The sequence below is a fragment of the Streptomyces sp. NPDC088097 genome (assembly GCF_044741845.1).
Lineage (GTDB): Bacteria > Actinomycetota > Actinomycetes > Streptomycetales > Streptomycetaceae > Streptomyces.
This window is the reverse complement of record NZ_JBIUTJ010000002.1, coordinates 690,545-704,251: the sequence shown is the minus strand read 5'-3', so window position 1 is coordinate 704,251 and position 13,707 is coordinate 690,545. Positions and strand designations below refer to the sequence as shown.

Below are 13,707 nucleotides of genomic sequence, written 5' to 3'. Positions count from 1 at the left end.
CCGTCTTCGCGGGCAAAAGTACTGGCGGGCACGCGTCCGCAAGGTCGATCATTCGACGCATGAGCGAACAACCCGCACGATGGACCCAGGCGACCGTCTACCCCGACATGTGGGCCGACCCGGACCAAGACCCCCGCGACACCGACGGAGAGGCACCGGAGGGCGAGCTCGCCACCCTGGAGGACTTCCTGTCGGGCTACCGCCTGACCCTGCGGTTGAAGTGCGAGGGCCTGGACCCGGAGCAATTGGCCCGGCGTTCCGTCCCGCCGTCGACGATGTCGCTGCTCGGCCTGCTGCGCCACCTCGCCGAGGTGGAACGGGACTGGCAGAACTGGATCACGGACGACGAGCCGCGCCCGAAGCTGTACGGCGTGCGCGACGGGGACTTCGACGGGGCGATCGCCGAGCAGGCCGTGGTCGACGCCGCGTACGTGGATCTGGAGCGCGAGCAGGCCGCGACCGACGCGGCGCTGGCCGAGCACCCGGACCTGGGTGAGCGCGTGGGCAAGGACGGCATCGCGGTCCGCGAGCTGATGGTGCACCGCGTCGAGGAGTACGCCCGCCACTGCGGGCACGCCGACCTGTTGCGCGAGTGCGTGGACGGCAGGGTGGGCCAGTGACGGGGAACGGGACTCGCACGGCCCGCGGCACGCGGGTCGGCGGCCGCCCGACCCGCTGACCGAAACGGCGCGCCGGGTGGGGCGCCGGCGGGGGCGACCGGGCCGCCTCGCGGTCAGGCGTCGAGGGTGAGGTCGGAGGTGGGGATCGACTGGCAAATGAGGACCTCGGTGTTGGGGAGGTCCTCGGAAGGGGTGACGAGGTGCGCCGCGGCCCCCTTGAGGACGGCGCAGGCGCAGCTCTCGCACTGGCCGACGCGACAGCCGGAGGGCATCTTCACCCCCGCGGCCTCGCCCAGGGCGAGCAGCGGGCCGTCGCCCTTGCGCCAGGTGGTGGTGGTTCCGGTCCGGGCGAAGGTCACGGTGAACTCGGCGTCGTCGGGGACCTCGACCTCCCGCCGGGTGGGCCGGAACTTCTCGCTGAACACCTCGAAGCGGGGGACGCCCCGGGCGTGGAGCCCCTTCGTGAGGGAGTCGATCATGGGCTCGGGACCGCACAGGTAGAACCGGGCGCGCTCGCGCAGGAGTCGCGGGTCGATGTCGTCGACGGTGATGTAACCGGTGCGGTCGTGGTCGCGGCCGATGACGTCCTCCTCCCCCGGGGCCGCGTAGTGGTCGACGGTGCGCAACACCGGTATGCGGGGCGCCAGTTCGCGCAGGCGGGCGCGGAAGGGGTGGTCCGCGGAGTTCGTGTTGCCGAAGTGGAGGACGACCTCGGGGACGGTGTGGGCCGTGGTGGCGAGGGTTTCGAGGTAGCTGAGGAACGGGGTGCCTCCGATGCCGCCGGCGAGGAGGACGACCGGGTGCTCGGTGTGGGTGGGGATGGCGAAGACGCCACCCGGGTTGGCCAGGTGGAGTCGGTCCCCGACCCGCAGCCGCTCGTGGACCCGGGTGGAGAAGGCGCCGTCGGGGATGCGCCGCACCGCGAGGTGGTAGGCGGCGCGGTCGGCTTGGACGGCGGGGCCGGTGAGGGAGTAGCTGCGGCCGTCGACCGGATCCTGGAGGCTGCCGTCGGGGTGTTCGGCGCGGACGGTCAGGTGCTGGCCGGGCCGGTAGTCGGGCAGGGCTCCGCCGTCGTGGGGCTCCAGTACGAGGCCGCGTACGCCGGGGCTCACATCGGTCAGGGCGGTGACGGTGAAGGGCCGCGTCCCGGTCCAGGCCCCGTCGGTGGCGGCGGGCCGGATCTCGCACACCGAGGAGCGCAGCGGGGCGGAGCCGCTGAGCGGGTCGGTGGTGCTGTGGTCGACGAGCCGGTTGAAGTTCGATCCGCTGGGGGCGGTCGGGTCGGCGCCGGGGAGGCCGAGGTCGGGGGCGTCCTGCCACCAGCCGTACTCGCCGACGACGACGGAGGGGTGGAGGGAGTCGTCGAAGCGGGCCCGCAGCCGGATGGACCCGCGCCGGGTGGCGAGTTCGACCCACTGGCCCTCGCCGATCCCCCGGGCCCGCGCCGCACGCGGGTGCATGTCCACGGAGGGGTCGACGGCGCGGCGGCGCAGCGAGGTGAGCGAGCGCTGCTGGCTGTGGACGAAGTAGCCGTGTTTGGCGCAGGTCAGGACGAGCGGGAACTCCGGGCCGGTGGAGGCGGGGTCGTGGTGTTCCGGGACGGGCGGGTGGCCGTGGCCCAAGAGCCGCTCGGAGTAGAGCTCGACGCGCCGGGTCGGGGTGTTGAAGCCCACCACCGTGTCGCCCGCCGCCGCCCCACCGACGGCCGTGCCACCGGTGGTGAGGGCGTACTTCCGGTGGAGGAGTTCGCGGGGCACCCGGACACCGCCGGGGCGGGCGCGGAGTGCGTCGACGCTCAGGCCGAGGGGTTCGAGCTGCCAGTTCCAGGCGGCCTCGATGTCCCCGTCGAAGAAGTCCTCGCCCATGCCGAGGCGGCGGGCGAGGTCGAAGACGACCTCGGTGTCGCTGCGGGAGTCGCCCTGGGGGTCGACCATCCGGGGGCGGAGCTGTACGTGTTCCTGCGCGCGGTGGCCGATCTCGAAGCCGAAGCGCAGGGCCTCGTGTTCGTAGGCGCTGTTGACGGGGAGCACGATGTCGGCGCTGGTGCCGGTCGGGTTGTGGAACAGGTCGAGGTGGACCTGGAAGTCGAGGCTCCGCAGGGCGCGGGCGGTGCGGTCGGAGTCGGGCTGGGCGACGACGAGGTTCGAGCCGAAGCCGATCAGTGCGCGGACCGGGTAGGGCCGGCCGGTCTCGATGGCCGTGCACAGGTCCCCGGAGTTGACGTACCCGAAGGCGGGCGGGCCGAGGGGGTGCTTGTCGAGGCCGAGGGCCTTGGCGCGCTGTTCGGGGGCGAGCTGGGCGAAGGAGGTGGCGGCGTTGTAGGGCGGGGCGGGGGCGACGTGGTTGCCGCCGGGGCTGTCGTAGGAACCGGTCAGGGCGTAGAGCGTGGCCAGGGCGCGCTCCGTCTGGCTCGCGTTGGCGCTCTGTCCGACGCCCGTCCAGCCGTAGTAGGTGACCGCCCGCGCGGCGGCGATCTCCGCCGCCAGCGCCCGGACCTCCCGCTCGGGGATCCAGGTCGTGGCGGCGACCCGGGCCGGCGGCCAGGCCGCGCAGGCCCGCGCGTAGTGCTCGAAGGCGGGCAGGCAGTCGAGGACGGAGCCGTCCCGGAGGGTGACGCCCCGTGCGCCGCGCAGGGCGAACCGCTCGGGGCGGCGGGCGGCGCGCGTGGTGTCGTACGCCTCGGCCCGGCCCGTCTCGTCGTCGAAGACGGCGAAGCCGTGGGCGTTGCCGGAGCCCTCGCTGTTGCCGGAGACCCCGCCGCTCCCGGACCCGCCGCGCCGCTCGGGGGCCGCCGCGTCGGGCGCGAGCTCGTCGGCGCGCAGGAAGCGTCCGGTGTCGGGCCGGACCAGGAGGGGGCCGTTGGTCCAGGCCCGGACGAACGCCTCGTCGTGGCCGCCGCTCTCGATGAGGAGGTGGGCGAGGCCCAGGGCGAGGGCGGCGTCGGTCCCGGGGCGCACCCTCAGCCAGTGGTCGGCCCGCAGGGCGCTGGTGGAGCGGCGCGGATCGACCACGGCGAGCTTGGTGCCGTTCGCCTGCGCGGCGGAGAGCGCGGCGGACTGGGCCAGCCAGGTCTTGGCCGGGTTGAAGCCCCACAACAGGGCGAGGTCGGCGTTGGCGTAGTCGGGCGGGGGGATGGGCGAGCCGAAGGTGAAGGCGTGGGCGAAGTCCTTGTGCCAGTTGCAGATCTCCGCGCTGTACACGGTGTTCGGGCTGCCGAAGCGGCGCACGAAGCGCTCGATCCACTCGGTCGCGTCCGAGACCATCGTGCCCGAGGGCGTGGCCACGCCGAACGCGACGGCCTCGGGTCCGCTCTCGGCGGCGATCGCCCCGATCCTGTCGGCGATCTCCGTCATCGCCTCGTCCCACGTGATGGGCGTCCATCCCGGGTCGGGGTCGGACTTCGGGTTCGTGCGCCGCAGCGGAGTGGTCAGGCGGCGGGTGCTGTGCGCGATCTCGGGCGCGGACCGGCCCTTGGGGCACAGGGCGGCGCCGGTGGGGTGGTCGGGGTCCGGGCGGACGCCGGTGAGCCGGCCGTCCTCGACGGTGTAGATCGCTCCGCACCGGGACTTGCAGAGGGTACAGAACCCTCGCTTCTCTTCGATCACGATCAGGACCTCCGAAAGGACGCGGCGCCACTGCCACCCCTCCATTGGACGCCCGTTTGATCGATCATTCACTCCGTCGATGGTCCCTTCCGGCGGGCCGGAGGTCCCGGCCCGCCGCCGCTGTCAGCCGGTCGGCGTCACGTGAAGGCGGCGGCGTTGCGTGCGGCCCACGCCGCGAACGTGCCCGGTGCCCGGCCCAGGACGCGTGCGACGTCGGGGCTCACCCGCCGCTCGGCCTCGGTGGGCTCGCCGAGGATGGCCAGGGTGCCCTCGACCACCGGCAGCGGCATGAACCCCGCCATCAGCTCGTGGGCCTCGGCGCGGGTCTGCTCGGTGAAGCGCACCGGTTCGCCCAGCACCTCCGCGATCGCCCCGGCCCGCTCGCGGGGGGTGGTCGCGGCGGGACCGGTCAGGATGTGGGTGGCCCCCGTGTGGCCGTCGCCGAGGAGGGCCGCCGCGGCGACCGCCGCCACGTCGTCGGGATCGACGAAGGGCAGTCCGACGTCTCCGAACGGCGCCTCGACCGCACGCCGCGTCCGGATCGACTCCGCCCAGGCGAAGGCGTTGGTGGCCATGCCTCCCGAACGCAGGACCGTCCAGGCGAGCCCGGACTCCCGCACGGCCGCCTCGAACAGGGCCGGGTGCCGATACGCCTCCGGACGGGTCCCCGCCCCTTGCGAGGACAGCAGGACGACCCTGCGGATCCCGGCGGCCTTGGCCACCTCGAGGATGCCGTGCGGGTCCTCACCCGCCACCAGCAGGAACAATGCCCGCGCCCCCTCGAAGGCGGCCCGCAGACCGGCCGGATCGGCGAGGTCCGCGGCCACCGCCCGCACCCCCGTCGGCACGTCGGCCTCGGTGATCCGCCGGGCCACCGCCGTCACCGGGACCCCGGTCTCCCTCCCGGCTTCCGCCTCGTCGAGCATCCGTACCAGCGCCCGTCCGACGTTGCCCGTCGCACCCGTCACCACGATCATGTCGATTCCCTCGTTCAAGAGTTGGTCAGCCAGTTAGTTAGTTGACTGACTTGCTTCGATGAGGGAGACGGTAGGGGATCCGGCGCCGCGCTGTCTATAGTGAGTTGGGTGACTGACTCAAAGGATTCCCGCCCCGCTCGGGCCAAAGCGGTGGGCAAGCGCCAACGGCTGACGGCCGCCGCCGCCCGGGTGCTGCACGAGCAGGGTGTGGAGCGCACGACCATCGCCGACATCGCCCAGGCGGCCGATGTGCCCGTGGGCAACGTCTACTACTACTTCAAGACCAAGGACGAGCTGATCGAAGCCGCCCTCTCCGAACACACCCGACACCTGGGCGTGCTCACCGAGCGGCTCGACGCGCTGTCCGATCCGCGCGAACGCCTGAAGGGGCTCATCGAGGCATGGGTCGGCGGGCGCGACACCGCCGCCCTCTACGGATGCCCCACCGGCACCCTCGCCGTCGAGCTGGACAAACGATCCGAGGGCGGCCTCGACCTCACCGCGGGTCTGGTCATCCGTGGACTGTTGGACTGGGTGGAGATGCAGTACCGCGAGCTCGGGGCCGCCGACCCCGAAGGGCTCGCGCTGACGCTCGTCGGCGCCTACCAGGGCATGTCACTGCTCGCCAACGCCCTACGCGACCCGGAGGTCATGTCCCGCGAAGGGGCCCGTCTCGTCCGCGAGATCGACTCCCTGCCCCCGACCCGGTCCGACTGATCCCGTCCGTGTCGCGTCGACGCGACGGCCCCGGCCGGGGCCGGACAGCGAAAGGCCCCGGTCTCCGTGAGGAGGCCGGGGCCTTGTTCGAGCGCTGGGCAGGCCTTGCACCTACATTTCCCCGCGGGAAGCGGGGCGTCTTTCCTTGGACCACCAACGCAGGTCCCGCTGCCGTTTTCACGGCCGCGAGAACAAGATCAATATAGCGCAGGCTTCCGGCCACGGGCAACAACCCGGCCACCGGCGATTCGGACGGGACCGCGGTCGTGAACACGGCGGGCAGGACGGGCACGACAGCGGCGGTGGCGGGAGGGGCTGTAGCGGGTGGGGCGGGCGTGTGTGCGGAAGTGGTCCCGGCATGGCGTAGGGTTGTGTTCACCGACGCGGGGTGGAGCAGCTCGGTAGCTCGCTGGGCTCATAACCCAGAGGTCGCAGGTTCAAATCCTGTCCCCGCTACTGATCGAAAGGGCCCGGATCCTCATGGATCCGGGCCCTTTCGTCATGCCCTGCCCGGCCGGGCCCCGTCTCAGCCGTTCGGGACGGTGTCCTGGAAGGTGGTGCCCGCGGTACGGAAGGCATTGACCTTGGCCGTGACCTGGGCGGGGGTGAGGACCTGGTCCTTCACGTGGAGGACGTAGTCCACCTTCTGGTCGTAGGCGCGGGGCGCCGATCCCGGCTGGCCGTTGAGGTCGATGAGCCACTGGTTGAAGTTGATCGACATGGGGCGCTCGGGCAGGTAGCGGGCGTCGTGGGTGCCGAAGACCTGTCCGTCGATGTAGTAGGTGATGGCGTTGCCGTCGATGGTCAGCACCAGGTCGTGCCAGCCCGCGTAGCTGGTGCGGGCCTCGGAGTGCTGGTTGACCGCTTCCCAGGGGTCGGGCCGGTACGTCTCCCACGAGGTCGTGTAGAGGATGTCGGCCGGCTCGCCCCAGCCTCCGTTGGGGAGGTACTCGAAGTCGTACTCGGCGTAGTCGTCGGCCATCGGGGCCTTGAGGTCGTTGATGGTGAAGAAGGTCTGGACGAGGTGGTCGCCGTCCGGGCCTGACTTGGGGGCGTCGGCGAACTTCATCCGGGTCGCATAGGTGCCGTTCTTGAACTTCGTGGCCTGGGTGAGGATCTCGGTCTGTTTGGTGGACTCGCCCGAGCCGGCCGTGGAGGTTTCCAGGTTCATGACGGAGTTCCCGGACTCCTGGGCGAAGGTGACGTTCTCGGGAGCCCAGGTCGCGCCGGGGACGCCCGGGCCGCCCGCGTTGGAGCGGACGCTCCAGCCGTGCGCCGCGATGGCCGGGTCGGTGTGGGAGGTGTAGGCGAAGTCGTCGAAGAGGGTGGCTCCGGACGGGCCCGGGTCGGTCGGGGTGGGGGTGGGGCCCGTGGGGGTGGGGGTCGGATCCGGGTCGGGGGTGTTGCCTCCGGGGGCGGTGCCCCAGACGGTGGAACCGGCGAGCTGCGCCGTCACCTTGGCGGCGTCCGCGTAGGCGGTGAGCGCGGGGGCGAAGGAGTAGTCGTCGGACTGGTTCAGGGTCTGCCAGTCGGCCCGGTGGAAGCGCAGTTGCATGTCGCCGGTGTCGGCGCCGGGGGCGAGGGAGCCCGCCCCCGCGGTGAAGGTGATCTCCAGATAGCGGTCGGCGGTGGCGGTGGGCGTGGCCAGGGTGCCGAAGGTGCCGGTGATGTTGGCGCAGCCCTTGACCGCCCAGGAACAGGCGAAGCGGTACTGGGTGGTGGGGCCGTCCGCCTTGAAGTAGTAGCGGATCTTGACCTGGCTCAGCGCGACGGCGGTGGAGCCGTTGTTGACCACCTTGAACCAGGGCTCGGCCTGGTCGGCGGTGGCTCCGGTGGCGCTGGTGCGGTACTGCACCTTCACGGAGTCGGCGGCGGCGTTGGCGGGGAGCGCGGTCAGGGCTGCCGAGCCCAGTCCGGCGGTCAGGGCGAGGGCCAGGGCGGTGGCCGTGCGTCGACGGGGTGTGCGCATGGGGCGTTCCTCTCGGGGTGGGGGGACCACGGGTGGGATCACGGGGTGAGGAGGCGGTGCGGTGCGCGGGCCGGGACGCCGAGCGCGGCGAGCCGGATCAGGTGTCGGTCGAGCCGGCGGAGGAAGTCGGGCCGGTCGCGGTGGGTCGACCAGGCGGTCTCCGCGAGGGCGCAGAGGCGGGGGAAGGCGAGGCGTTCGAGCTGGGCGGGGGTGCTCGCGTACTCGGTCCACAGTTGGGCCTGGGTGCCGAGGACCCGCGCGGCGGCCTCGGGTTCCCAGTGGGCGGGGGCGGGGTCGTGGTCGTAGACGGCGTCGAGGTCTACGATCCCGTCCTGTCCCCGGGGTTCGGCGGGGTCGGCGCTCTGCGGGTAGTCGAGGTAGGTGGAGCGGAACGGGGTCATGACGACGTCGTGGCCGCGCAGGGCCGCCTCACGGCCGTGTTCGGCGTCGCGCCAGGCCAGGACCGTGAAGTCGGTGGGTAGTTCCCGACCGGTGTCGGTCCAGCCGAGGGGCCGCCGGCCCAGGGAGGCGAGGTGGGCGGCGACGGTTCCCATGAACCAGCCGTGCAGGGCGTCCGGTCCGGCCAGTCCCTCGGCGGTGACGCGGGCCCGGGCGGTGGGCGAGGTCTCCCATTCGGTGCGGGGGCATTCGTCGCCGCCCAGGTGGACGTAGGGGGCGGGGAAGACGTCGACGACCTCGTCCAGGACGGCCCGGCAGAAGGCGAGGGCCTCGTCGTGGACGCCGAAGATGTTTTCGCAGACGCCCCAGCGGGTCCAGGTGTCCATCCGGGTGGTGGGGTGGTTGCCCAGGTGGGGGTAGGCGGCGAGGGCGGCCCGGGCGTGGCCGGGCATCTCGATCTCGGGGATCACCGTGATCCCCCGGCGGGCGGCGTAGGCGACGAGGTCGGCGAGTTCGGCGCGGGTGTAGGAGCCTTCGTGGGGCAGGCCGTCTCCTTCGCTCTCGCGGCGGTGGGCGCCGGTTTCGGTGAGGAGGGGGTAGGCGGGCACGGGCATCCGCCAGCCCTGGTCGTCGGTGAGGTGGAGGTGGAAGACGTTCAGCCGGTGCAGGGCGAGCAGGTCCACGAACCGCCGCAGGTACGCGGGGGGTTGGAAGTGCCGGGCCACGTCGAGGAGGGCCCCTCGCCAGGCGAACCGCGGGCGGTCGGTGATCCGTACGCAGGGCACGGTCCATTCGGTACGTCGCCCCGTGAGGTCGGGGGCGTCGGGGGCGTCGGGGGCCTGCGCGGGCGGGCCGAGCGCTTCGGGCGGGAGGAGTTGACGCAGGGTCTGTATCCCGCGCAGCAGTCCCGTCGGGTGGGCGGCCCGCAGGACCACGGCCTCGGTGGAGACGGTCAGGCCGTAGCCCTCGGCGCCGAGACCCCCGAGGACGGGGTCGAGGAGCAGGACCACGCGGCCGTCGGAGCGCGGGGGCAGGGCGAGCCCGGTGGTGGGGGTGAGCGTCTCGCGCAGCAGGGCGGCGGCGCCCTCGGCGCCGGGGCCGACGCGCAGTCCCGTGGTGGCGTCGAAGGTGAAACGGCCCGGCTGGAGGGTGACGGATTCGGGGCGTGGGACGAGTGCGAGGTCGGAGCGGCGGGTCATCCGGGGGTTCCTCACCTGATCGGGCCTGACGACTGGGAGTTGACCAATTGGCAAGGTGGTCAACTCGGTGGCATGAAGGTGACATGCTCGGGTCGACCCGTCAACCCTCCCCGCACGCAAGGAATTCGGCCGCGGAGTCGCGGGACGCCGACCTCAAATGCTTAGATGTATATGACCAGTTGGACAGATGGCCAGATGAGAGGAGGGGTGAGTCGTGCCGAAGGACTCCCCCGGAACGGCCCCGCTCGCCCGGGTGGCGGGCGGACCGGCCCCGGCGACCGGCCCGGGATCCGTACTCAAGCGGGAGCGGGTCCGCGAACACCTCCTCGGCCTGATCGACCTCAGGCGCCCCGGGGACGCCATCCCGTCCGAACGCACCCTGTGCGCCTCTCTGGAGGTCTCCCGACCCACCCTGCGCGCGGCCGTGGACGAGCTGGTCGCCACCGGTCTCCTCGTGCGCGAACACGGGCGCGGCATGTTCGTCGCCCCCGCCAAGATCACCCAGGAACTCTCCTCGGAGGAAACGCCGTTCGCCGTTCGCCGGGCGTCCGGCCACTGGTCCAGCCGGGTCCTGGAGCACGCGACCGTCCGGGCGGGCGCCCGGATCGGGCGCCGGCTGCGCATCTCGCCGGGGGCCGATCTGCTCTACGTGGCCCGGTTGCGCCTCGTCGACGGGGCGCCCATGGCGATCGAGCACCTCCACATCCCCGCCGACCTGGTCCCCGCCCTGTCGCCGGCCGAGTTGGAGGCGGGGGACCTCTACGAGCACCTGCGCGACCACCACGGCGTGTACGTGCACGAGGCCCAGCAGTCCATCGAGCCGACGGTGGTCAACGAGGCCGAGGCGGGGCTCCTGGACGTGCCGTTGCTCTCGCCCGCCCTGCTCATCGAGCGGCTCACCACCGACTCGACGGGGCGCCCGGTGGAGTACGTGCACTCCGTCTACCGGGGGGACCGCTACCGGATCGTCTCGCGCCTGGCCCTCGGGGCCGCGCCGGGCGGCCGTGCGGCGGGCCACCATCCGGGGATCCCGCCGGGCGACCTGGGGCGGCGCGGCATCATCACGGCCACCACCACCGGGGACGTCCAGCCGAGCCCGTGAAGGGCCGGGGCGCCAACGGGGCGCGTCGGGGAGGTCCGGGGCGGGAATACCGGCTGTGCGGGCTCCGTGGCGACGGAGCCCGGCCGCTCGGCGGCACCAACCCCCCTCCCCCGGAAGGCGGCGTGATGGAGCAGGAACGCATCACCGGGTTCGTGCAGTACTTCAACCGCGCCGAGGGCTGGGGGTACCTCGTCCTGCCGGGTCAGGACAACCCGCTCCGCTTCGAGCACGCGTCGGGCTCCGACGGGTGCGGCGGGCTGTCCGTGGACCAACAGGTCACCTTCATCGTCGAGTTCACCGAACGCGGCTTCGTTGCCCGGAACCTCAGGCACTGACGCCGAACTCGGACACCGACGCGGTGGCTCGGACACCGACGCGGTGGCTCGGACACCGACGCGGGGCCCGCTCGGCGCGGGCCCCGCGGCCGAGCCACGCGCCTCAGCCCCGGGGCTCCCCGGCGCCGCGGCGGCGCGGCAGGCGCAGTCGGGCCATCCGACGGGTCAGGCCGTCCGATGCGGGGGCCGCCGCCCCGGTGGCCCCGGCGGCGGCCGGAGCCGCGGCGGGGACGGGGGCCCGGACGGGCTCGCGCACAGGTTCGTGAACGGGCTCCTGGACGGGGGCCGCAGCGCGCCGGGTCCAGCGGTGCCACCAGTGACTGCGCCTCGGGTGGACGGCGCGGCTCATCCGGCGGCCGAGGAGGAGGTAACCGAGCAGCGCGCCGGCGGTGTTGAGGATGACGTCGTCGACGTCGAACGCCCGCCCGCTGACCAGGGCGCCCTGCACCAGTTCGACGAGCGTCATCACCAAGGCGGTCGGCAGGGTCACCCGTAGCAGGCCCCGGGTCTGCGGCAGCAGGACGGGCAGCAGCAGGCCGAAGGGGACGCCCAACAGGACGTTGCCGCCCAGCTGTTTGACGGCGTCCTTGACGGAGGCGCCGTCGAGGTAGGCGTTGATGGAGGCACCGGGACGGACGTTGCTGTGCACGAGGTCCACGGAGGCCGCCGACGGCTCCAGGGTGACCCGGGCCAGCGCGAGGCTGAACAGCACCGTTCCCGCGAAGGCGAGGAGCATGGCGAGCCCGCGCAGGACCGGGTGCAGGGGCGCCCGGGGCGGTTCCGCCGGCGGCCTGCGCGTCCTCCACGACCTCCGGGGCACGGTGGCGTTCTTGCTCTCGTCCATCGGTCACTCCTCCGGAAGCCGCTCGAATCCTGGCCCGGCGTGTACCCCCGCACGACCGGCCCACGCACTGCGATCGACGGCGTCGCCAAGTGCCCTTGGGTGACCATGAATTGGCGGGGCATCCGGTCCTCATGGAGACCCAAGAGAACGAGACCGCCCCGCCCCGACGCGACGACCAGAGCCGGCGGCCACCACGCCGCGCGCTGCGGGCCGTCGCCTTCGTGGCGGCCGGCGCCGTGCTGCTCTTCCTCGTCCTGCGGTTCCTTCCGGTACCGGGCCTGGGCGACCTCTTCGGGACCCGCACCCACGACCGCACCGGTCCCGCCGTGTTGAAGTCCCTGCGCGACATGAGCCGCTTCGAGGGCGCGGCCGGGGACTACCAGGTGGTGGTGGACCTGGAGAAGGACGCCCCCTTCCTGCCGGACGCCGTCCGCGGCACCCGCACCCTGTACGTGGGGGCCGGTTCGATATCCGCTTACGTGGACCTCGGCAAACTGGACGGGCGGGCCGTGTCGGTGAACGCCGACCGCACCGAAGCGGTCCTGCGGCTCCCCCACGCGGCCCTGGGCTCACCGGCGCTGGACCCGGGGCGCTCGTACGCCGTCTCCAAGCAGCGCGGGCTTTTGGACCGGCTCGGCGACCTGTTCTCCGACAATCCGGCGGGCGAGCAGGCGGTGCAGAAGGTGGCGGCGCAGCGCATCGGTGAAGCGGCCCGTGACGGCGGGCTGACCCAGCGCGCCGAGCGCAACACGACCTCCGTCCTGGAGGGACTGCTGCGGTCCCTGGGCTTCGAACGGGTCTCGATCTCCTACGGCTGAGCCCGCGCGGCGCCGGCGTCGGCCCCCACGGCATCGACGGGGCCGACGGCCCCGCGCAGGCGGTGCGCGGCCAGGACGGTGTGGAGGGCGCCGAGGTCCTGGCCGGCGCCCAGGGGGGCGAGCGCGGTGGTGTCGGGCGCGATCCACTGGACCATCGGTGACAGCAGGGCGCGGCACCCGCTCTCGACGAAGACGCGCTCGCCCCGGAGGTGGAGGTCGGCGACGGCCTGCCGGAAGCGGACGGGGGCCACCAGATGGTGGACGACCATGTCGCGCAGCTCCCCCGGGTCGCGCGGGGAGCGGCGCAGCACCGGCGAGTGGAGCCGGTGGCGGGGCTGCCGGAACTCCACCGCGTCGGCGACGGCGCGGACCTGGCGGGCCACACCAGTCAGCCGGGTGCTGTGGAAGAGGGTGCGGGTGGTGACGGTGACGCAGGTCAGCGACCGGGCCCTGGCCATCCGGGCGAGGACGGCGAGGGACTCCGGGGGGCCGGATATGAGGCACTGCCGGTCGGTGTTGTCACACGCGACCTGGGTACCGGGCAGGCGCAGCCGCGCCAGCAGCTCGACGGCGTCGGATGCGGACAGGCGCAGGGCCAGCAGGCCGCCGGGGGGCGCGGAGTGCGCCCGGCGGGCGTCCTCGCAGGCCAGCAGCAGCCTGGCACCGTCGCCCGCCGAGACCACCCCGGCGGCGGCGAGCGCGGCTATCTCTCCCAGGCTGTGGCCCATGAGGACGCGGGGGCGCGGGAGGTCGGCGGACTCCAGGAGCCGGAAGACGGCCAGGCTCTGGGCGTAGACGGCCAGGTGGAGGAGCGGGTCGTGCGGGCCGGCGAGGTCCTCGGCGTGCGGGGCGAGGGTCGAGGTGAGCAGTCCGGAGACGGTGAGGTGGGCGTGGCCCCAGGGGGCGCGGACCTCCGCGTCGACGGCGGCGAGGGTGTCCCGTACGACCGGCAGACGGCGGACCGCGCTGAGGGCTCCGGGCACGTACGAGCCCACCCCGGGGAGGAGCACCGTGGGGCGCGGGAAGGACATCGGCGTTCTCCCTACCCGAGAGGGGGGTCTGCGGCGCCCCCGAGGTCGGCCACGCTGCCGGCGGTCTTGGGCCCAGCCTTCGGGGGCGGTG

The 13,707-nt window shown here is 73.2% G+C and carries 11 protein-coding genes and 1 tRNA gene; 6 read left to right on the top strand and 6 right to left on the bottom strand.

Annotated features, from left to right (window positions below):
- The first annotated feature begins 59 nt into the window (after positions 1-59).
- Entirely contained in the window at positions 60-620 is a 561-nt protein-coding gene (locus ACIOD1_RS09140; protein WP_365628409.1) for a DinB family protein, read from the top strand.
- A 113-nt stretch (positions 621-733) separates the two neighbouring features.
- Here ACIOD1_RS09140 and ACIOD1_RS09135 read toward each other — a convergent pair whose 3' ends face one another.
- On the bottom strand, positions 734-4,225 hold the full coding sequence (locus tag ACIOD1_RS09135; protein ID WP_401901190.1) for a molybdopterin-dependent oxidoreductase: 3,492 nt from the start codon (positions 4,223-4,225) through the stop codon (positions 734-736).
- Positions 4,226-4,362: 137 nt separating this feature from the next.
- Positions 4,363-5,202, bottom strand: a complete 840-nt coding sequence (locus tag ACIOD1_RS09130; protein WP_365628402.1) for an NAD(P)H-binding protein — start codon at positions 5,200-5,202, stop codon at positions 4,363-4,365.
- 108 nt (positions 5,203-5,310) lie between these two features.
- Between ACIOD1_RS09130 and ACIOD1_RS09125 the strand changes: the two genes are divergently transcribed.
- On the top strand, positions 5,311-5,919 hold the full coding sequence (locus tag ACIOD1_RS09125; RefSeq protein WP_401901188.1) for a TetR/AcrR family transcriptional regulator: 609 nt from the start codon (positions 5,311-5,313) through the stop codon (positions 5,917-5,919).
- 382 nt (positions 5,920-6,301) lie between these two features.
- Positions 6,302-6,375: transfer RNA gene (locus ACIOD1_RS09120), tRNA-Met, on the top strand.
- Between the two features lie 70 nt (positions 6,376-6,445).
- Here ACIOD1_RS09120 and ACIOD1_RS09115 read toward each other — a convergent pair.
- Together ACIOD1_RS09115 and ACIOD1_RS09110 are read right to left on the bottom strand one after the other, a co-directional pair.
- Positions 6,446-7,888: a cellulose binding domain-containing protein gene (locus ACIOD1_RS09115; RefSeq protein ID WP_365628397.1), complete on the bottom strand. Its 1,443-nt coding sequence runs from the start codon at positions 7,886-7,888 to the stop codon at positions 6,446-6,448.
- 38 nt (positions 7,889-7,926) lie between these two features.
- Positions 7,927-9,486, bottom strand: a complete 1,560-nt coding sequence (locus ACIOD1_RS09110) for a beta-N-acetylhexosaminidase (protein ID WP_365628394.1) — start codon at positions 9,484-9,486, stop codon at positions 7,927-7,929.
- A 253-nt stretch (positions 9,487-9,739) separates the two neighbouring features.
- Here ACIOD1_RS09110 and ACIOD1_RS09105 point away from each other — a divergent pair, with 253 nt between their 5' ends.
- Positions 9,740-10,588, top strand: coding sequence for a GntR family transcriptional regulator (locus tag ACIOD1_RS09105; protein ID WP_401901404.1), 849 nt, complete (start codon positions 9,740-9,742; stop codon positions 10,586-10,588).
- Between the two features lie 125 nt (positions 10,589-10,713).
- Positions 10,714-10,923 carry a hypothetical protein gene (locus tag ACIOD1_RS09100; RefSeq protein ID WP_365628391.1) on the top strand — a complete coding sequence of 70 codons (210 nt, stop codon included), beginning with the start codon at positions 10,714-10,716 and terminating at the stop codon, positions 10,921-10,923.
- 103 nt (positions 10,924-11,026) lie between these two features.
- Here the strand turns inward: ACIOD1_RS09100 and ACIOD1_RS09095 are convergent, their stop codons facing one another.
- A complete protein-coding gene (locus ACIOD1_RS09095) occupies positions 11,027-11,767 on the bottom strand; it encodes a VanZ family protein (protein WP_401901186.1) in 741 nt (246 codons plus the stop codon).
- Between the two features lie 131 nt (positions 11,768-11,898).
- Here ACIOD1_RS09095 and ACIOD1_RS09090 point away from each other — a divergent pair, with 131 nt between their 5' ends.
- Complete coding sequence (locus ACIOD1_RS09090; protein ID WP_401901184.1) at positions 11,899-12,585, top strand: DUF4230 domain-containing protein; 687 nt, start codon at positions 11,899-11,901, stop codon at positions 12,583-12,585.
- On the opposite strand, the gene ACIOD1_RS09085 is transcribed toward ACIOD1_RS09090, so the two are convergent.
- Entirely contained in the window at positions 12,576-13,616 is a 1,041-nt protein-coding gene (locus tag ACIOD1_RS09085; RefSeq protein ID WP_401901183.1) for an ACP S-malonyltransferase, read from the bottom strand. The genes ACIOD1_RS09090 and ACIOD1_RS09085 overlap by 10 nt on opposite strands.
- Between the last annotated feature and the right edge of the window lie 91 nt (positions 13,617-13,707).

Coding starts and splice junctions, on each gene's coding strand:
- ACIOD1_RS09130 (WP_365628402.1), bottom strand. CDS start 5,202: ATGATCGTGGTGACGGGTGCGACGGGCAACGTCGGACGGGCGCTGGTA.
- ACIOD1_RS09095 (WP_401901186.1), bottom strand. CDS start 11,767: ATGGACGAGAGCAAGAACGCCACCGTGCCCCGGAGGTCGTGGAGGACG.
- ACIOD1_RS09110 (WP_365628394.1), bottom strand. CDS start 9,486: ATGACCCGCCGCTCCGACCTCGCACTCGTCCCACGCCCCGAATCCGTC.
- ACIOD1_RS09140 (WP_365628409.1), top strand. CDS start 60: ATGAGCGAACAACCCGCACGATGGACCCAGGCGACCGTCTACCCCGAC.
- ACIOD1_RS09115 (WP_365628397.1), bottom strand. CDS start 7,888: ATGCGCACACCCCGTCGACGCACGGCCACCGCCCTGGCCCTCGCCCTG.
- ACIOD1_RS09090 (WP_401901184.1), top strand. CDS start 11,899: ATGGAGACCCAAGAGAACGAGACCGCCCCGCCCCGACGCGACGACCAG.
- ACIOD1_RS09100 (WP_365628391.1), top strand. CDS start 10,714: ATGGAGCAGGAACGCATCACCGGGTTCGTGCAGTACTTCAACCGCGCC.
- ACIOD1_RS09085 (WP_401901183.1), bottom strand. CDS start 13,616: ATGTCCTTCCCGCGCCCCACGGTGCTCCTCCCCGGGGTGGGCTCGTAC.